This is a genomic window from Grimontia celer (assembly GCF_900055185.1).
Classification (GTDB): Bacteria; Pseudomonadota; Gammaproteobacteria; order Enterobacterales; family Vibrionaceae; genus Enterovibrio; species Enterovibrio celer.
This window is the reverse complement of sequence record NZ_FIZX01000001.1, coordinates 117,546-137,227: the sequence shown is the minus strand read 5'-3', so window position 1 is coordinate 137,227 and position 19,682 is coordinate 117,546. Positions and strand designations below refer to the sequence as shown.

Sequence of the window (19,682 nt, the reverse complement as noted above, 5' to 3'; positions counted from 1 at the left end):
ACAAACCCCACGCAGGCGGCGAAAAAACCGCCTGCTTTGGAGTCCAACATGAGTCTTGAAAACATCAGCAGTAACCGCAGTTTTGGCGGTTGGCATAAGCAGTACACTCATACCTCACGTACTGTTCACTGCAACATGCGTTTCGCTATTTTCCTGCCTCCTCAAGCATCAGAATCCAATCGAGTGCCAGTGCTCTACTGGTTGTCAGGACTGACCTGTAGTGATGAAAACTTTATGCAGAAAGCCGGCGCACACCGTGTCGCTGCTGAGCTGGGTATTGCTATCGTTGCCCCTGACACCAGCCCACGTGGCGACAACATTCCTGATGATCCTGAAGGTGCGTACGATTTTGGTATCGGTGCTGGCTTTTACCTGAATGCGACTGAGGCACCTTGGAACCGTTTCTATCACATGTACGATTACGTGGTAAAAGAGCTTCCTGCTGTTATCGAAGCGCATTTCCCGGTCAGTGATGTGAAGGCAATTTCCGGTCACAGCATGGGGGGACATGGTGCCCTGACAATCGCACTGAAAAACAGTGATGATTACCGTTCTGTTTCTGCATTCAGCCCAATTGTGAATCCCGCTGCTGTGCCTTGGGGCGAAAAGGCTTTTACCAACTATTTAGGTGAAGACCGCCAAACTTGGCTGGAATACGACAGCTGCGCGTTAATCAAAAAAGCCGAGAAGCACTTACCGATGCTGATTGATCAAGGTGATGGCGACCAGTTCCTGCATGAGCAACTGAAACCCGGTAACCTGCTTCAAGCTGCAGAAGAAGTTGGTTATCCGCTGGAGCTTCGTATGCAGGAAGGCTATGACCATAGCTACTACTTCATTTCGAGCTTCATTGAAGATCACCTCCGCTTCCATGGAGAACATTTGAAGTAACGCTTCAAACAACAAAAAACCCGGCCGAAGCCGGGTTTTTCTACTCTTGCTGCGCCTGATTAGAAGCCCAGTGGAATGTTGAAGCTGAAGAACACAATTAGCAAAGTCGTCCATACGCTCAGGAACGCTGCTGAGTATGGCACCATCATCGCAATCACATCACCAAACGTCAGATCAGATTTGTACTTACGCATGAAGGCCAGAATAACACCTGCATAGGTCATCATTGGCGTGATGATGTTAGTCGACGAGTCTGCTACGCGGTATGCAGCCGCCACCAGATCAGGCGTCATATTCGGGTTAACCTGATACAGCATAGGAACAAAAATTGGCCCCAGCAGCATCCACTTCGACGTCAAACCACCGACGAACAGGTTGATCAGTGCAGTAGTAAGAATGAAGCCGATGATAAGCAGGATTGGGAAGTTTTCCAGACCCAGTGAAGACAGGGTGGTCGCACCTAGGTAAGTGATGTAAACACCCAAGCCTGAGTAGCTCAGTACCGCCAGGAAGTTATGGCTGAAGAAAGTCAGAACCAGAACATAACCAAAGGTGTTCATCTGCTTCACCATGGCATTCACTACGTCTTGCAGGGACTTGAATTTACCCGTGCTGTAGCCAAAACAGATACCCGTTACCGCAAACACCATCGCAATCAGCAGGATCACGTTGTTCATGTAAGGAGTGACTGTGCGGCCAGCCTCATTGGTGTATGGCGCGAGTGGACCCATTGCCAGCGCGACAATCGCAGCCAGAGAAGCTATCAGGCCGAGACCTGCAGCACGTATACCCTTTTGCTCACTTTCGCTGACAGAGAAATCGCTCTGATCCAAGTCTTCCGGTAGCGTGTACTCCATCTTTTCCAAATGAGGTGCGACAAAGCGTTTGGTGACCCAAGCACCCAGAATTGCCAGCATGAAGGTGGAAACAAAGATGAAGAAATAGTGCATGGTCGCAGGGTTTAGTACTTCACCTGCTGCGGTCTCAAAAGGCACGCCTTGAGATTCTGCAAACACACGTGCATTCAGACCAATAATGACGTCAACCGGGGTTGCAGGAATCAGGTTTGCACTGAAGCCCGCGGAGACACCTGCAAACGCAGCAGCCATACCGATGAGTGGGTTTTTACCCACACCTGCATACAACATGCCCGCCAGAGGGATCAGCACCAGGTAACCCGCATCCGTCGCGATGGAGCTCATGATACCCAGGAATACCAGCAGCATCGGCAGCCACTTCTCATTCAGGCGAAGGCCAACACGCTTAATCACTGCACCCAGAAGGCCCGAGTTTTCAGCAATGCCTACACCCAGCATCACCACAAGAATGACACCGAGTACGCCATGGCCGAACGACAGCCAGTTTTCAAGGATCGCATTGTCAAACATCCAGCGAACGTTTTCTGTTGCCAGCATGCTCTTCACAGTGTGACTGACAGGATTACCATCTGCCCCTGTGGTTTGGAATTCCATTCCGCCGATTAAGCCTGTAATGGCCAATGCAGCCACGAAAAGGAACATAAAAATGATCACAGGATCGGGGATTTTTTTACCTACGCGTTCAATAAACGCAATCGCGCCATTCTGTTGCGGCGCTCCTTGTGAAGCTTGACTCATGTCATACCACCTTTTCGATGAGTTCTAACCTTGATTGACCATTCGCCGAAACGAGCATGCGATGAAATCAGGTATATCCGTTACTTTTGCCGCAAGAACTTAGCAGATGCCACTTTTGGAGTAAAACTCCAACAAATGAGATAAAAAAGGTGATAATGCCAAATCAACATGAAGAATCAGGACTTATGACAAACTGAAAACAGCACTGCAGGTAATAGTGTGAGATAACGCAAACATCTCAGAAGATACATCTTTTATACAAAATCTCAAAAACCCATTAATGTATAGATGTATGTTTTGACAATGTTGCATTAATGTAGCACGCATTATTGGAGAAGAATTCAAACACAAGAAAAAGCCCTGCACGATGGCAGGGCTTGGATAACAACAGATCGCTGTTACATCTGGTAGGTGTAAGGCGCTTGGATACCCAGTGGGATGCCCAGTGCCCAGTAAGCCAGAAGGAAGATAGACCAACCGATCAGCATCGCAATGGAGTAAGGCATCATCATTGATGCCAATGTGCCGATACCTGTGCTCTTCACATAACGTTGGCAGTAAACCACCACCAGTGGGAAGAACACCATCAGTGGAGAAATGATGTTAGATACGGAGTCACCCACGCGGTAAGCCGCTTGAGATAGCTCAGGAGAAATACCCAGCGCCATCAGCATTGGGACAAGGATTGGACCAATCAGCGCCCATTTCGCCGAAGCTGAACCGATCAGCAGGTTCACACACGCGGTCAACAGAATCATACCTATGATGGTCAACTGGCCCGGCATGTTCAGCGCTTTCAGGAATGCCGCGCCTTCCAATGCCAGCAAGGTACCGATGTTCGACTGGCTGAATGCCGCCAGGAACTGCGCACAGAAGAATGACATCACCAAATATGCGCCCATGGTCGCCATGGTATCGCTCATTGCTTTAATGATATCGCCTTGCGTTTTGAAGGTACCTGCCACGCGTCCATAAACCACACCTGGAATCACAAACAGGATAAAGATAAGCGGTACAATAGACTTCATCAGCGGCGCAGAGAACGCAGTCAGTTCACCTTCAGGTGAACGCAGTGCTGACGTTTCAGGGATAAGCGCAACCACCAGCAGAACGATACCCGCCAGCATTGCAAAACCTGCACGGTTGAACGCTTTGCTCTCAATAGCAGTGAAACTGCCCAGATCCGGTGCTTTTTCTGCGTCTTCATCAATTGGCAATTTGTTCAGGCGCGGCTCGATGATTTTCTCAGTCACATACCAGCCGATAGCCACAATCAGGAATGAAGAGAGGCCAGTGAAATAGAGGTTCGCCAGTGGGTTCACCACGTAGTCTTTATCCAGAACCTGAGCAGCAGATTGGGTAAAGCCCGCCAACAGTGGGTCAATACCCGCTGGAATGAAGTTGGCTGAAAAACCGCCCGACACACCGGCAAACGCCGCAGCTATACCCACTAGAGGGTGACGGCCCGCAGCATGGAAGATAATACCGCCCAAAGGAATAACCAGAACGTAGCCCGCATCAGCTGCGGTGTGCGACACAATCGCTACCAGAATCAGCGCTGGCGTCAGCAGCTTCTTAGGTGTCACGTTCAGCATTTTTTTCAGGCCAGTAGTGATAAAGCCAGATGCATCCGCGACGCCCACACCCAGCATTGCCACCAGCACAATACCCATAGGTGCAAAGCTGGTGAAAGTAGTCACCATGTTCGCCAGGAAGCTTGCAAGCGCTTCGCCAGTCAGAAGGTTATTAATTTCTACAGCCTGGCCGGTAACAGGGTGGATCAGGCCGAAATCAACCTGAGAAAGAACGGCGGACAGACCCCATACAATCAAAAGTCCATAAAAGAACAGAAGCGCAGGATCAGGAATTTTGTTACCTGCCCTTTCAATCCAGTTCAGGAACTTTTCCATACCGCCGCTTGGCGCGTCTGGAGTATTGCTCATGGCATGATTACTCATTTAAAGCTCCGAGTTTTTGCAGTGTGTGTTTGCATCGTAAGGAGCGGATTCTTTGATGAATTCGCAACGACGTCATAATTATTCAACAGCACAAAATACACGTAACAAACCAAATTGGTAGTGACTAATCTCAATTAAAATTACGGTTTAAGCACATAAATTCAATTTACACACAAGCGGTAAACACAAAGCAAACAAAGACAATCCAAATGAACAACAACCACAATAAAATGGCTACTTTTGGCGTGAAATGGTGAGTATCAGCCACCCAGAAGATGAATGACGTATCGCTGGTGAGAGAGAAAGAAAAAGGCACGCAATGCGTGCCTTTTGAATGACTGGATTTGAAGGGGGATTATTCCCACTCAATGGTTGCAGGTGGCTTACCAGATACGTCGTAAACTACGCGGCTGATGCCGTCGACTTCGTTGATGATGCGGTTTGAAACGCGACCCAAGAAATCGTATGGCAGGTGTGCCCAGTGTGCGGTCATAAAGTCGATGGTTTCTACTGCACGCAGAGAAACAACCCAATCGTATTTACGGCCGTCACCCATTACGCCGACAGAGCGTACTGGCAGGAACACAGTAAATGCTTGAGAAACCTTGTTGTAAAGATCTGCTTTGTGCAGCTCTTCGATGAAGATAGCATCCGCACGGCGCAGCAGGTCACAGTATTCTTTTTTCACTTCGCCCAATACGCGTACACCCAGACCTGGACCTGGGAACGGGTGGCGGTAAAGCATGTTGTATGGCAGACCCAGCTCCAGACCAATCTTGCGCACTTCGTCTTTGAACAGCTCTTTTAGCGGCTCAACCAGACCCATTTCCATGTCATCCGGCAGACCACCTACGTTGTGGTGAGATTTGATAACGTGCGCTTTACCGGTCTTAGAAGCAGCAGACTCGATCACATCTGGGTAGATAGTGCCTTGCGCCAGCCATTTCGCATTCTTCAGTTTCTTCGATTCTTCATCGAATACGTCTACGAACACGTGACCAATCTTCTTACGTTTTGCTTCTGGATCAGCAATACCTTCCAGCGCTGATAGGAAGCGGTCTTCCGCATCAACGTGAACGATGTTCAGGCCGAAGTGGTCACCGAACATTTCCATAACCTGCTCAGCTTCGTTCAGGCGCAGCAGACCGTTATCTACGAATACACAGGTCAGCTTGTCACCGATCGCGCGGTGGATAAGCATAGCAACAACAGAAGAGTCCACACCACCTGACAGGCCAAGGATCACTTCGTCATCACCCACTTGTTCTTTGATACGTGCAATCGCATCTTCGATGATCGAGGCTGGTGTCCATAGCTTTTCACAGCCACAGATATCCATCACGAAGCGCTCAAGCATGCGGTGACCCTGACGGGTGTGTGTCACTTCAGGGTGGAACTGAACGCCGTAGAAACGCTTCTCTTCGTTTGCCATTGCTGCGAACGGACAAGTGTCAGTCGATGCGACTTTCACAAAGTCAGATGGAATTTCTACCACTTTGTCGCCGTGGCTCATCCATACATCCAGAACGCCTTTGCCCGCTTCGTTGATGGCATCTTCGATACCTTCAAATAGGCTACCTGGGTTGTCCAGAGTGACTTTCGCATAACCGAACTCACGCTCGTTAGATCCTGCAACTTTACCGCCAAGCTGCTCAGACATGGTTTGCATGCCGTAGCACACGCCCAGTACTGGAACGCCCGCGTTAAACACATATTCAGGCGCACGTGGTGAACCGTCTTCTGTCACGCTCTCCGGGCCACCGGAAAGAATGATGCCGTTCGGGTTGAAGTCACGGATATCCTGCTCTTCAACATCCCAGCCCCACAGCTCACAGTAAACACCGATTTCACGGATACGACGCGCGATCAACTGGGTGTACTGAGAACCAAAGTCGAGGATCAGAATACGTTGGTCATGAATATTTTGGGTCATTTCAGCTTGTCTCAAAAAGTCATCGATACAGGGGACTTCTGTCCCCATGCTATAAATTTCGGCTTTAACTTACGGGCGTGTATTACTGGCCAGTACGGTAGTTTGGTGCTTCTTTAGTGATGGTCACATCGTGTGCATGCGATTCCGTCATACCAGCGCCAGTGATGCGAACAAATTCTGCTTTTGTACGCAGAGCTTCAACCGTCGCAGAACCAGTCAGACCCATGCACGAACGAAGGCCACCCATTTGCTGGTGGATGATTTCTTTCAGGCGGCCTTTGTATGCCACGCGACCTTCGATACCTTCAGGTACCAGCTTGTCCGCTGCATTATCGCTCTGGAAGTAACGGTCAGAAGAACCTTTAGACATCGCACCCAGCGAGCCCATACCACGGTAAGATTTGTAAGCGCGGCCTTGGTACAGTTCAACTTCACCTGGAGATTCTTCCGTACCTGCCAGCATGGAGCCAACCATCACACAAGATGCGCCTGCAACCAATGCTTTACACAGGTCACCAGAGAAACGGATACCGCCATCAGCGATACATGGCACGCCGTATTGCTCTGCCACTTCTACTGCATCTGAAATCGCAGTGATTTGCGGAACACCCACACCGGTAACAATACGGGTTGTACAGATTGAGCCTGGGCCGATGCCCACTTTCACTGCATCAACACCCGCTTCAATCAGGGCTTTTGCACCTGCGCCAGTCGCAACGTTACCGCCAATGATTTGCAATTCAGGGAATTTTTCACGAGTTTCACGGATGCGTTGAAGTACGCCTTCAGAGTGACCATGAGAAGAATCGATAAGCAGAACGTCAACGCCTGCCTCAACCAGTGCAGCAACACGTTCTTCGTTACCTGCACCTGCGCCAACCGCAGCACCAACACGCAGACGGCCTTGCTCGTCTTTACATGCGTTTGGCTTGCGCTCAGCTTTTTGGAAATCTTTTGCAGTGATCATGCCCGCGATGTGGTGATCGTCATTAACCACCAGAATTTTTTCTACGCGGTGCTTTTGCATCAGCTTTTGAACTTCTTCAGGGCTTGCACCCTCTTTCACTGTTGCCAGACGCTCTTTCGGTGTCATTGCTTCTGACACTTTCAGGCTCAGGTCAGTCACGAAACGAACATCGCGACCAGTGATGATACCCACCAGCTCATTGGCTTCAGTGACAACTGGGAAACCGGCAAAGCCATGTGTGTCGGTCAGTGCTTTCACATCAGCAATGGTTTGCTCAGGCGTCACAGTGACAGGATTTGAAACCACACCGGCTTCAAAGATCTTCACCAAGCGAACTTGTTCCGCTTGTTGCTCAATAGACATGTTTTTGTGGATAAAACCGATGCCACCTTCCTGAGCAAGCGCAATTGCGAGGCGCGCTTCGGTCACTGTGTCCATCGCCGCTGAGATCAGTGGGATGTTCAGAGAGATTTTTTTCGTCAGTTGAGTGCGCAAGTCGGCAGTGTTCGGAAGAACTGTGGAGTGTGCTGGAACCAGCAGTACATCGTCAAAAGTAAGGGCTTCTTTAGCTATTCGTAACATTGCAATATCTCACGCCAAAATAATATGAGGGAGTTCAAAATATTGCCGCCGCATTATACTGACGGCGCAAACGTTTGGCTACAGATTTTTACGAAAACGTTTGGCTTTCAGATTTCGCCTCTTTAACATGGCTTCATCTTGCTGAAAACAAAGACGCATTCCGCTATGAATCTCACCAACAACAATATCTATACCGTCTCCAGATTAAACGCTGAAGTACGTTTGTTGCTCGAAAACGAAATGGGCATTGTTTGGCTGGTTGGCGAGATTTCAAACCTCACTATGGCGACGTCTGGTCACTGGTATTTCACCCTGAAAGATCGTCAAGCTCAGGTGAAATGCGCCATGTTCAAAGGCAATAACCGACGGGTGACTTTTAAGCCTGCCAACGGAAATCAGGTGCTAGTGCGTGCAAGGCTTTCTTTGTACGAGCCCCGCGGTGATTACCAAATCATTGTCGAAAGCATGCAGCCCGAAGGTGACGGCCTGCTTCAACAGCAATTTGAAAAACTGAAAATGCAGCTTTCCGCAGAAGGTCTGTTTGCTGCCAGCCTTAAAAAGCCACTCCCAGAACAACCCAAGCGGGTTGGCGTGATCACTTCCAGTACCGGCGCGGCGCTGCATGATATTTTGCATGTATTGAAACGCCGCGATCCTAGCTTGCCTGTGGTGATTTATCCCACCCAAGTGCAGGGCAAAGATGCTGCCATACAAATCGCACAGGCCATTGGACGTGCCAACAGCCGCAATGAATGTGATGTCTTGATCGTCGGTCGTGGCGGTGGTTCGTTGGAAGACTTGTGGTGCTTCAACGAAGAAATTGTTGCCCGTACCATTGCCGCCAGCACCATCCCGATCGTCAGCGCAGTTGGTCATGAAGTTGATGTCACCATCGCGGATTTCGTCGCTGATGTCCGCGCCCCTACCCCATCAGCGGCCGCCGAGCTTATCAGCCGTGATACCTCAGTACGTGATCAGCAACTCTTGCAGCGTACTGATCGCCTCACACACGCTTTCAGCCGTCATTTAAGCCGCTCTCAAGAGTGGCTCACACGCTTGCAACACCGATTGGCGATGCAACATCCTAAAGCACAGCTTCAGCAACAATCTCAGCAGTTTGATGAGCTTGAAAGGCGTCTTCACCAATCCATGCGCTATACACTTCAAACGGAAGCTCAGCGCCTTGATAGAGCTGCACAAAAGCTAGAGCGTTACTCACCCGCGAACCAGGTTCCTGGACAAAAAGCACGACTGGGTTATGTGGAGCAGCGTCTTATTGAGGCCATGCGCCGTCAACTTCGACAACAACAGCATGCACTGGCACTGCAGATGGAAACACTGGATGCAGTGAGCCCGCTGGCAACACTCGCACGCGGTTATTCGATCACCCGAAACGATAAAGGCGAAGTGATTCGTTCAGCATCGTCGCTTAAGTCTGGCGATCAGATCAGGTCAACGTTTGGAGATGGAGAGATCCAATCTACGGTGAACTAGAAAGGATCTTTAACTAGAAAGGTGAAACGGTGTCTCAGGACACCGTTTTTTGTTCTTCAAAATAGATTCTCGCGCTCGACTTCGATTTCAGCTCGTTGCAGCTATTGCAGAAATAGCTTGTCGCCCCACAAGCCTGAAGCTTTTCCAATAGCGCGTCGCAAGTGGCACAAAAAGCCTGTTTTACAAAACTTTTCTCACAGGTTTCACAACGGTAAGTGCCGTTGTCCCACACCAAATCACGTTCGCAATCAGGGCAATGATTTCCCATTAAGGTTTCCTTCGCTTTTCACTTCGCAGTTTTTTGGTCAAAGGATGCACAATGATCCTTTTGCCGTTATTCTAACCCTTAGATGCTGGCAAAACGAGCAGCCTAGTGCTGGATCCTATAAAGATCGTCAGATCGCAGCGATTATGGGATCCGATCAGCGATCACCCCTTAAAAAAATATTTATCAATACAACCCCCGAAAGCATAAGTTACATGTTCTGCATATGGATTTATGAAAGGATAAAATATCGAAACATGATTTATAAACCATTTTTTTCGATATTTTATAAATTATAGCTGCCATAGTAGCCGCGTAATAATTCGCCTTCCTTCCTAGAACGATATTTCACGCCTGATTGCTTAATTTTTGTGACAAAGATCATCAAAATTCTGCCCTTCGACGGTCAGATCAGACTGATTTGGCGCTCAATCAGCCCCAGTTGATAGCCCTTATTAAGGCCTAGAGTTCAAATTACAGGCAGGAAACACGGAAAGATGACACTTTTGTCTAAATTACATGGGCTGTCATTCAACCTTCATGTATCCGGGTAAAATCCGTTTATTACGGGCGTAAAAAAGCCGACCTGCAGGTCGGCTCTTGGTATTCAGTGGCAGAAAGTTACTTCTTGCCGCGAGTTTTCACCATGTCCATCAGACGCTTACGTTGACGCGCCTGAGAAATGGTTAGCTTCTCTTTCTTACCTTCGAACGGGTTCTCGCTGTTCTGGAACTGAATACGGATAGGTGTACCCATGATTTCCAGAGACTTACGGTAGTAGTTCATCAGGTAACGCTTGTAGGAATCAGGCAGCTCTTTCACCAGGTTTCCGTGAATCACGAAAATCGGTGGATTGTAACCACCTGCGTGTGCATATTTCAGCTTCACGCGACGGCCACGGATCATCGGTGGCTGGTGATCATCCTGAGCCATGCCCATAATGCGGGTCAGCATCGCGGTGCTGACTCGCTTGGTCGCAGACTCATACGCTTCCTGAATCGACTCAAACAGGTGACCCACACCTGTACCATGCAATGCAGAGATAAAGTGAATACGAGCGAAATCAACAAAGCCAAGACGACGGTCAAGCTCTGACTTCACGCGCTCTTTCACGTCGCTGTCCAGACCGTCCCACTTGTTTACAGCAATGACGATCGAACGACCTGCGTTCAATGCGAAACCCAACAGGCTCAAATCCTGATCCGAAATGTTCTCACGCGCATCAATCACCAGCAGCACAACATTCGAGTCTTCTATCGCCTTCAGTGTCTGGATAACAGAGAACTTCTCAACTTTCTCGTTAACACGCTTACGGCGACGAACACCTGCGGTATCAATAATCACGTACTCACGGCCATCACGTTCCATTGGAATATAGATGGAGTCACGCGTTGTACCCGGCATGTCGTAAACCACGACGCGGTCTTCGCCAAGGATACGGTTAGTCAGGGTCGATTTACCGACATTTGGACGACCGATGATACCGAATTTGATTGGTAGGTTACGCAGACGCTCCAAAGCAGATTCTGCATCTTCTTCGGTCAGATCTTTATCTTCGTCTTCGACATCTTGTTCTCCAGTCAGATCGACCAAACCTTCTTGGTCTTCACCTTCTTCGCTCGCCAGCTCTTCTGCGAACGGCTTCAGTGCGCGGTCGATCAAACCGAGTACGCCACGACCATGTGCGGCTGCAATCTGGTACATGTCTGGCATGCCCAACTGCCAAAACTCCGCACTTGCTGCGTCTGCATCAATGCCATCAACTTTGTTGACGACAAGGAAGGTTTTCTTTTCACGGCTACGCAGGTGATGTGCAATCGCTTCATCAGCAACGGTCAGACCCGCACGGCCATCAACCATAAACAGCACAACATCGGCTTCTTCAATCGCTGCCAGTGATTGCTCAGCCATCTTGGTTTCTACACCTTCTTCGGTACCGTCGATACCACCGGTGTCCACCACGATGAACTCATGCTCACCCAGCATAGCTTTTCCGTACTTACGATCCCTGGTCAAACCCGGAAAATCGGCAACGAGCGCATCGCGCGTCCTTGTTAGCCGGTTAAAGAGTGTCGACTTCCCCACATTAGGACGCCCCACCAGGGCTACTACAGGAATCATACTGACCTCTTAAAATCTCAAATTCATTAATAACAGCGGCTCCTGACCGGTCAAGATCAGGAGCCGAATAATTGATAAGCAACTGTATTTACAGTATTTGCTTTTTACTTATTGTGCCGTCACGGGTAATGACGATATAGCCTTCATCAACATTCAATGGGCTCACCGCAAATCCGCTGTCGTCTAGCTGTTGTTGCGCCACGAACTCACCTGAGTTCGGATCCATCCAATGCAGATAGCCCTCTGCATCGCCAACGACAACATAGCCGGAGATAGCAACCGGTGCCGTCAACTGACGGTATTCCAAATCGCGATTCTGCCAAAGCTCTGTACCACTGCGCGCATCAACTGCCACAACGTGATCTTGGTCGGTGATAAGGAACAGGTAACTGCCCACTACCAAAAAGTCAGTCGATGAACTGTACGTGCGTTTCCACGCTGGGCGACCTGAACGCAGGTCAATCGCAACCAGTTGGCCATTATAACCCACGGCGTAAAGCAGTGCGCCGTCAATCACAGGCGTCGCATCGACATCCACCAAACGGTCGATTTCTGTCGCCCCTTTCGGGCTCGCAATCGGCTGTTGCCAGATAATATTGCCGTTCTCAACGAATGCAGCGCCCAGACGGCCGTTTGCCATCCCCCAGAACACACCGCCAGATGTTGATACCGGCGAGCTATCACCACGTAACGTCAGGTTTGGTACATCACTGGAAGTACGCCAGCGCTCTTCACCGGATTCGGCATCAAATGCAGCCAGTTCACCACGACTGGTATTCACGATCACCAGACTTTCGTCAGCCAGTGGCTTGGAAAGGATCTCGCCGCCTGCGTTAGCCTGCCAAACGGTTTCGCCGGTTTCTTCATCCAGCGCAATCAACACACCGGTTTCTGTACCCAGATACACCTTGCTGTAAGATGCCGTCAAACCACCTGAAATCAGTGCCGGTGCATCTTCACCAAGATCAACACTCCAAATCGTGGTGCCGGTTTCAGTGTCCATCGCTTTGACCACGCCTTCGCGGTCAGCCGCAAACACTTTGCCGTAGGCCTGCACAGGAGTCAGATTGCTGAAATAGTTTCCAACACCGTCTCCAACACTCGATTTCCAAACCTGAGTGGGAGTGAATTCGCTCTCAACCACTGGCACAGGTGCCATCTGGATGGAATCTTCCTCACCCGCACAGCCAATCAGCAATGTTCCCAGTAAGGCTACTGCACCAACACGTTTCCATCCCATACGCATCATACTCAGACCTTATTGAGACAGGTTGTCCAGTTTCATCTGAACAACTGGGTTGGTCGCAGCTGCAATAGAAGCAGCATAAGCAGAACGCGCTGCGGCAGTATCACCTTTACGCAGCTCGATATCGCCGCGAAGCTCTTCAACCTGTGCTTTCCAGCTTTCTGCAGTCACGCTGTTAAGTTGTGACAGCGCTGCGTCAACGTTACCAAGCTCTGCTTCAACACGTGCCAAGCGAACTGTCGCCAGTGTTTTCAGTGTTTCGTCTTTCGAGGACTGCACTTTACGCAATTGCTCTGCTGCTTTGTTCAAGTCTCCTGCATCAACAAAAGATTTCGCCAGTTGCAGCTCAAGCAAGGTCGCATAAGAACCTTCGTTATCGCCGATGAAAGCCGTTGCTTTCTCTTCCGCCTGCGCATCACCTGCAACCAGCGCGCTCACAACTTGTGTATACGCTTCTGATGACTGCTCACGGCTGGTTTCCATTTCCGCTTGGTAATAACGCCATCCGTATAGGCCGCCCAAACCGATTACTGCGCCGAGGACAACGGCTTTGCCGTTATCCCGCCACCACTTTTTAATCGCTTCGACTTGTTGTTCTTCTGTGGTGTAGACGTCCACGTTTTGTCCTCTCTTAAACTCTTTGAGCCAGTTTGTCGGCTACTTCATCCTGAGAAATGGTCAGCTGCTCGCCGCCTTTAAGATCTTTGAAAGTCACTTGGTTATTAGCGACTTCATCTTCGCCAAGTACCAGAGCAACAGACGCGCCGACTTTGTCTGCACGTTTGAATTGCTTCTTAAAGTTACCGCCGCCGAAGTGGGTCATCACACGTAGGCCTGGAACCTGTTCACGCAGTTTCTCAGCCAGTTGCATGCCCGCTACCAGCGTGCCTTCACCCGCGGTGACCATGTACACGTCAACCGCAGGACGGGTGTCATCAAGCTCCAGTGTCTCCATCAGAAGCACCAAACGCTCAACACCCATCGCAAAGCCCACTGCCGGGGTTGCTTTACCGCCCAGTTGCTCGACCAGACCATCGTAGCGGCCACCGCCACAAACAGTACCTTGAGAGCCCAGGCTTTCGGTAATCCACTCAAATACGGTGCGGTTGTAATAATCCAGACCGCGAACCAGTTTTTCGTTTACGGTGTATTGGATACCTGCCGCGTCCAACAGTTCACAAAGACCTGCAAAATGTTGTTTTGATTCTTCATCCAGATACTCCGAAAGCTTCGGAGCATCAGTCAGTACCGCTTGGATATCTGCATTTTTTGTATCCAGAACACGCAGAGGATTGGTATGCATGCGGCGTTTGCAATCTTCATCCAGAATTGCTTCATGCTGCATCAAGAACGCAACCAGTGCTTCACGATAGTTAGCACGTGCTTCCAGCGATCCGATAGAGTTCAGTTCCAGACGAACATGCTCGTGAATACCCAGCTTGCGCCACAGGCGCGCAGTCATCATGATCAGCTCAGCGTCAACGTCAGGACCATTCAGGCCAAACACTTCCACACCAAACTGGTGGAACTGACGGTAACGGCCTTTCTGTGGGCGCTCGTGACGGAACATCGGGCCAACGTACCACAGGCGTTGTTCCTGGTTGTACAGCAGACCGTTTTCGATACCAGCACGGACACAGCCTGCCGTGCCTTCAGGACGCAGGGTCAGGCTGTCGCCGTTGCGATCCTCAAAAGTGTACATTTCTTTCTCAACCACATCGGTCACTTCACCGATAGCGCGGCTGAAAAGATGAGTCATTTCCACGATCGGCATGCGCACTTCGCTGTAACCGTATGCGCTGATAACGTCTTTAACAGTGCCTTCTACTTTTTGCCAAAGTGGAGACTGTGTTGGGAGGCAGTCGTTCATGCCTCTGATTGCTTGAATAGTTTTTGCCACGTTAACTCTCGTAACCGATCTGTTTGTTCTCGCTAAGTGAGCGCGATGCGCTTACTCTTGTGTGTTCACGTCAATGCGGTTGTTCTCATCCAACATTGCCGCTTTCGCCCGGATCTTCGCTTCCAGCTGATCGATCAGGTTGTCGTTCTCAAAACGTTCTTTCTGGCGTTTGCCATCATCGTAATACGCGCTGCGCTTGTTACCGCCGGCCACACCAATGTGTGAGACTTCAGCTTCACCTGGCCCGTTCACCACGCAGCCAATGACTGAAACATCCATCGGCACAACAACATCTTCCAGCCGTTGTTCCAACGCGTTTACGGTGCCAATCACATCAAACTCCTGACGGGAACAGGTAGGACAGGCAATAAAATTCACGCCACGCGAACGGATACGCAGCGATTTCAAAATATCGAAACCGACTTTGATCTCTTCTACGGGATCTGCCGCCAGTGAGATACGCAGGGTATCACCAATGCCTTCGCTTAGCAGCATGCCAAGTCCGACTGCCGATTTCACAGAACCAGCACGTGCTCCACCTGCCTCGGTGATGCCAAGGTGCAGAGGTTGATCAATGCGTTTTGCCAGTTGGCGGTAAGATTCAACGGCCAGAAAAACGTCTGACGCTTTTACGCTTACTTTGAACTGGTCGAAGTTCAGGCGATCCAGAATATCAACATGGCGCATCGCCGATTCCACTAGCGCTTCCGGGGTTGGCTCGCCATATTTTTCCTGAAGATCACGCTCCAGCGAACCTCCGTTTACGCCAATGCGGATCGGAATGTTCTTGTCACGCGCGGCGTCAACCACCGAGCGGATACGTTGTTCGTTACCAATGTTGCCTGGGTTGATACGAAGGCAATCAACGCCGTATTCAGCCACCTTGAGGGCAATGCGGTAGTCAAAGTGAATATCAGCAACCAATGGGATAGAGCTCTGTTGCTTGATAAGTTTGAACGCTTCAGCGGCGTCCATGGTCGGCACAGAAACACGCACAATGTCTGCACCAACTTTTTCCAGTGCTTTGATCTGCGCAACCGTCGCTTCGACGTCGGTTGTGCGGGTGTTCGTCATTGATTGAACTGCGATCGGAGCGCCATCGCCAATTGGCACATCGCCCACATAAATACGCGTAGACGGACGACGTTTAATAGGAGATTCGGTATGCATTAGGTGTACTCTGGATTACTTCGGAAGGCTCAAACGCGCTACCCGTCCTGATGGGTAGCCACTCAGATCAACATTCTCGCCATTGTAGGCAAGACTCACAGCAGCTGGCGCACCTAGCACCAACTTGAACGGTGCTTCACCGGATAGTTCAACGGTTTCACCCGCAGATTTTATCCCCGTCAGCAGGCGTTTGCCACTGGCATCGCGAATATCTACCCAGCAGTCGCCACTGAATGACATGGATAACGTAGGTGTGGTAACAACAGGCGTCGATACTGTTTCCTCAACCTGCTCAGGCACTTCAACCGCCGGAGCAGTCTCAGCCACTTCCTGTGATTCCTGTGATGCCGTCTGTTGCTCGACATCTTGATTTTCAGTGACTTCTGGTGAAGTCTCGGTCACAGCAGCTTCTTCTGCCGGGCTATTTGTTTCTTCTAAATCAGCCAGTACTGGCGCGATACTTTCTGTCACGTCCTGAACTTGCAGACTTTCGCTACCTTCGCCGAGGTTATTGGCTGCTGGCGTTTCTTCTGTAATCGAAGCGAGCAGGCTGCTACCTTCGGGTAACGAGAGTAATGGATCGTTTTGTTGGTTTTGCCACCACCAAAACGCGGTCAATCCGACCGCAACGGCCAGAATTACCCAGGTCAGACCCATTACACGGCTGTCATGTTTGTCACGGCGGGTTTTCCGAGAGAAGCTTTGCATCTTCTGCACATTGTCTTCCGCTTCAGGTGCGGGTTTAAACGTGTGCAGGAGTTCGTCAGCATTTACGCCGACCAGCTTGGCGTAAGAACGAATATAACCACGTGTAAACGTGGTTATCTGTTCTTCATTACAGCAATTTTCTTCTAAATCTTGAATGACGGAAACACGAAGTCTCAGGCGGTCAGCCACATCCTGATCGGACAGCCCCATCGCCTCTCGGGCCTGTCGCAATACCGTTCCCGGATGTGTCGACTCAACCTCAAACAGCTGTTCTTCGTTTTGTTCAGTATTCATTCGTTATGTACTGTCTATATTCTTTTGATTCGGGAAACTTGTTGGCCAACAGGTTTGCGTAACGTTCCGCTTCCTTTGCCCTTCCAGCTTTGTTTTCCAGGTCAGTCATTATTAACAGCGTTGCCGGCTTATAGCCATAGCGTTTGTGAAAATGGAAAAGACGTATCCTCGCTTCATTCAGCTCGTCGTCTTCCACTTCCATACGGGCGAGTTTTACAGAAGATAAAGGCCTGTTCGGCTCATGGTCAATGGCTTTGGCGAACCATACTTTCGCGTTATCCCTCTCGCCTTCTTTCATTGCGCAGAGTGCGGCATTTTCATAACTGCCGGATAACTTGTAATAATATGGCTGATCAATCGCCTTCGCAAACGCCCGCTGCGCTTCGTCGTAACGTTCCTGTCGACATAAAAAGACGCCATAATTGTTCTGAACGTCACCATTTTCTGGTGAATGACGTAACGCTGTTTTGTATTGCTGTTCCGCTTGGTCATATTCGCCAACTTCCTGAAGATAGTAGGCGAAAGTAATAAGAGAGCGATAGTAAGTGGGCGCAAATTGCACCGCAGTTTCAAGGTTTTGTCTCGCTCGCTCCCATTGTCCGGCCTTCAAATAGGCAAGACCAAGCGAAATTCTGGACTCAGCTGCGTCAATGCTATCAAACTTCGCAGAATTTTGCTTCTCCGTTACTGTGACACAACCAGCTAATAATCCCATCAATAACAGAGCGCTAAGCGTCCTTGCCATTATCCCATCCTAATCAGTCTGACAAATCAGACTGATTTAACTGGGATTTGCTCCTCAACGTTCAGTCTGCTTTGCGTGCGTTTGGTACGGTCGATAACATCGCCGACGAGCTGACCACAAGCCGCATCAATATCATCACCACGGGTTTTACGAACGATAACCGTGTAGTCGTATTGCATCAGCGTTTTCTGGAAACGGTCGATGCGAGAGTTACTCGGTTTCTTATATGGTGACCCAGGATAAGGGTTAAAAGGAATCAGGTTTATCTTCGCAGGCGTATCTTTTAACAGCTCTGCGAGTTGACGCGCATGCTCCATATCATCGTTAACGTGATCAAGAAGAATATATTCTACGGTGACACGTCCACGGTTCGCATTTGAAGTAGCGATATAGCGACGTACAGAAGCCAAAAACGTTTCAATATCATAACGATCGTTGATCGGCATGATCTGGCTACGAAGCTCATCTGTCGGCGCATGAAGAGAGATTGCCAGGGCAACATCAATCTTACCCGCCATCTGATCCAGACCAGAAACCACACCTGAGGTAGATACGGTTACACGGCGTTTTGACAGACCGTAAGCCAAGTCATCCAGCATCAGATTAAGCGCAGGGATAAGGTTCTTCATGTTCAGAAGTGGTTCACCCATCCCCATCATCACCACATTGGTAATTGGGCGGCGGCCAGTTTCTTTTTCCACGCCAATTTCTTTTGCCGCACGCCAAACCTGTCCGATAATCTCAGACACTTTCAGGTTACGGTTGAAGCCTTGCTGGGCGGTAGAGCAGAATTTACAGTCGAGCGCACAGCCAACCTGAGAAGACACACACAAGGTCGCGCGATCGTCTTCCGGGATATAAACAGTTTCAACGTCCTGATTGCCAACACGCATGGCCCACTTGATGGTGCCATCAGAAGAATATTGAGCCGTGCTGACTTCTGGCGCACGGATTTCACAACGCGCGTTGAGTTTTTCACGAAGCTTTTTGTTGATGTTGTTCATCTGATCAAAATCATCAACACCGAAATGGTACATCCACTTCATGATCTGATCGGCACGGAATGCCTTTTCGCCTAATTCTTCGGCGAAAAACGCACGTAGCGCCTGTCGATCGAAATCCAGCAGATTGATTTTTTCTGTTGTCATCAGATTGCCTCGTGAACAAATAAAAACAGGTATAGCCTTAAATCAAGGCGCGAAATTGTACAGCCTTTGTGATCGGGATTCCACCTGTTACTTATAAGCTTATTCTAGTGTGAAAACGTGCCAGAAACGAAAAAGGAGAGCCTTAGCTCTCCTTTTGTCTTATCTATGAACCGATTACAGAGTACGGGGGCAAATCTCATCACCGGCGAAAAAGTAAGCAATTTCTCGCTCTGCTGAAGCCGGGCTGTCAGAACCATGTACTGAGTTAAAACGCATGCTCTCAGCAAAGTCCGCACGCAACGTGCCACACGCCGCTTCTTCCGGGTTTGTTTTACCCATCAGTTCACGATATCGCGTGATTGCATTTTCGCCTTCCAGAACCTGAACAGTCACTGGGCCAGAAGTCATGAACTCGACCAAGCCATCGTAAAATGGCTTGCCTTCATGCTCGGCATAAAATCCTTGTGCCTGCTCCTTAGTCAGGTGAAGCATTTTTGCTGCGACAATTTGCAGACCAGCCGCTTCAATACGCTGATAGATCGCGCCAATCAGATTGCGTTTTACTGCGTCGGGCTTAACGATTGAAAAAGTGCGCTCAATAGTCATTCTATCTTCCTTTTATATTTCTTCAGATATCAGGTTTA

The 19,682-nt window shown here is 49.6% G+C and carries 16 protein-coding genes; 2 read left to right on the top strand and 14 right to left on the bottom strand.

The features are described 5' to 3' along the window. Nucleotides 1–48 precede the first annotated feature (48 nt). Entirely contained in the window at nt 49–891 is an 843-nt protein-coding gene (gene fghA, locus GCE9029_RS00590; protein ID WP_062660598.1) for an S-formylglutathione hydrolase, read from the top strand. Between the two features lie 59 nt (nt 892–950). Here the strand turns inward: fghA and GCE9029_RS00585 are convergent, their stop codons facing one another. From GCE9029_RS00585 to guaB, 4 genes are all read right to left on the bottom strand, one after another. Further along, nucleotides 951–2,507, bottom strand: coding sequence for an AbgT family transporter (locus GCE9029_RS00585; RefSeq protein ID WP_062660597.1), 1,557 nt, complete (start codon nt 2,505–2,507; stop codon nt 951–953). Between the two features lie 398 nt (nt 2,508–2,905). Continuing rightward, nucleotides 2,906–4,465, bottom strand: coding sequence for an AbgT family transporter (locus GCE9029_RS00580; RefSeq protein ID WP_002536972.1), 1,560 nt, complete (start codon nt 4,463–4,465; stop codon nt 2,906–2,908). A 355-nt stretch (nt 4,466–4,820) separates the two neighbouring features. Then, entirely contained in the window at nt 4,821–6,398 is a 1,578-nt protein-coding gene (guaA, locus tag GCE9029_RS00575; protein ID WP_062660596.1) for a glutamine-hydrolyzing GMP synthase, read from the bottom strand. 82 nt (nt 6,399–6,480) lie between these two features. Beyond that, the gene (guaB, locus tag GCE9029_RS00570; protein WP_062660595.1) at nt 6,481–7,947 is read right to left on the bottom strand and encodes an IMP dehydrogenase; all 1,467 of its coding nucleotides are present in this window, start codon (nt 7,945–7,947) and stop codon (nt 6,481–6,483) included. 165 nt (nt 7,948–8,112) lie between these two features. On the opposite strand from guaB, the gene xseA reads away from it, so the two are divergent. Further along, nucleotides 8,113–9,441 carry an exodeoxyribonuclease VII large subunit gene (gene xseA, locus GCE9029_RS00565; protein ID WP_062660594.1) on the top strand — a complete coding sequence of 443 codons (1,329 nt, stop codon included), beginning with the start codon at nt 8,113–8,115 and terminating at the stop codon, nt 9,439–9,441. A gap of 34 nt (nt 9,442–9,475) precedes the next feature. On the opposite strand, the gene GCE9029_RS00560 is transcribed toward xseA, so the two are convergent. The 10 genes from GCE9029_RS00560 to ndk form a co-directional block, all read right to left on the bottom strand. Beyond that, the gene (locus tag GCE9029_RS00560; protein WP_062660593.1) at nt 9,476–9,709 is read right to left on the bottom strand and encodes a zinc ribbon domain-containing protein; all 234 of its coding nucleotides are present in this window, start codon (nt 9,707–9,709) and stop codon (nt 9,476–9,478) included. A 618-nt stretch (nt 9,710–10,327) separates the two neighbouring features. Further along, nucleotides 10,328–11,827, bottom strand: a complete 1,500-nt coding sequence (gene der, locus GCE9029_RS00555) for a ribosome biogenesis GTPase Der (protein WP_062660592.1) — start codon at nt 11,825–11,827, stop codon at nt 10,328–10,330. 88 nt (nt 11,828–11,915) lie between these two features. Beyond that, nucleotides 11,916–13,076, bottom strand: coding sequence for an outer membrane protein assembly factor BamB (gene bamB / locus GCE9029_RS00550; protein WP_062660591.1), 1,161 nt, complete (start codon nt 13,074–13,076; stop codon nt 11,916–11,918). 9 nt (nt 13,077–13,085) lie between these two features. Further along, a complete protein-coding gene (locus GCE9029_RS00545; protein WP_062660590.1) occupies nt 13,086–13,691 on the bottom strand; it encodes a YfgM family protein in 606 nt (201 codons plus the stop codon). Nucleotides 13,692–13,704: 13 nt separating this feature from the next. After that, the gene (gene hisS, locus GCE9029_RS00540; RefSeq protein ID WP_062660589.1) at nt 13,705–14,973 is read right to left on the bottom strand and encodes a histidine--tRNA ligase; all 1,269 of its coding nucleotides are present in this window, start codon (nt 14,971–14,973) and stop codon (nt 13,705–13,707) included. 51 nt (nt 14,974–15,024) lie between these two features. After that, nucleotides 15,025–16,143, bottom strand: a complete 1,119-nt coding sequence (gene ispG, locus GCE9029_RS00535) for a flavodoxin-dependent (E)-4-hydroxy-3-methylbut-2-enyl-diphosphate synthase (protein WP_062660588.1) — start codon at nt 16,141–16,143, stop codon at nt 15,025–15,027. Nucleotides 16,144–16,158: 15 nt separating this feature from the next. Beyond that, nucleotides 16,159–17,145: a cytoskeleton protein RodZ gene (gene rodZ, locus GCE9029_RS00530; protein ID WP_062660587.1), complete on the bottom strand. Its 987-nt coding sequence runs from the start codon at nt 17,143–17,145 to the stop codon at nt 16,159–16,161. Further along, a complete protein-coding gene (gene pilW / locus GCE9029_RS00525) occupies nt 17,135–17,890 on the bottom strand; it encodes a type IV pilus biogenesis/stability protein PilW (protein WP_062660586.1) in 756 nt (251 codons plus the stop codon). Before pilW ends, rodZ begins: the two co-directional genes overlap by 11 nt. Before the next feature lie 26 nt (nt 17,891–17,916). Further along, on the bottom strand, nt 17,917–19,038 hold the full coding sequence (gene rlmN, locus GCE9029_RS00520) for a dual-specificity RNA methyltransferase RlmN (protein ID WP_062660585.1): 1,122 nt from the start codon (nt 19,036–19,038) through the stop codon (nt 17,917–17,919). A gap of 174 nt (nt 19,039–19,212) precedes the next feature. Then, nucleotides 19,213–19,644 carry a nucleoside-diphosphate kinase gene (gene ndk, locus GCE9029_RS00515; protein ID WP_062660584.1) on the bottom strand — a complete coding sequence of 144 codons (432 nt, stop codon included), beginning with the start codon at nt 19,642–19,644 and terminating at the stop codon, nt 19,213–19,215. Between the last annotated feature and the right edge of the window lie 38 nt (nt 19,645–19,682).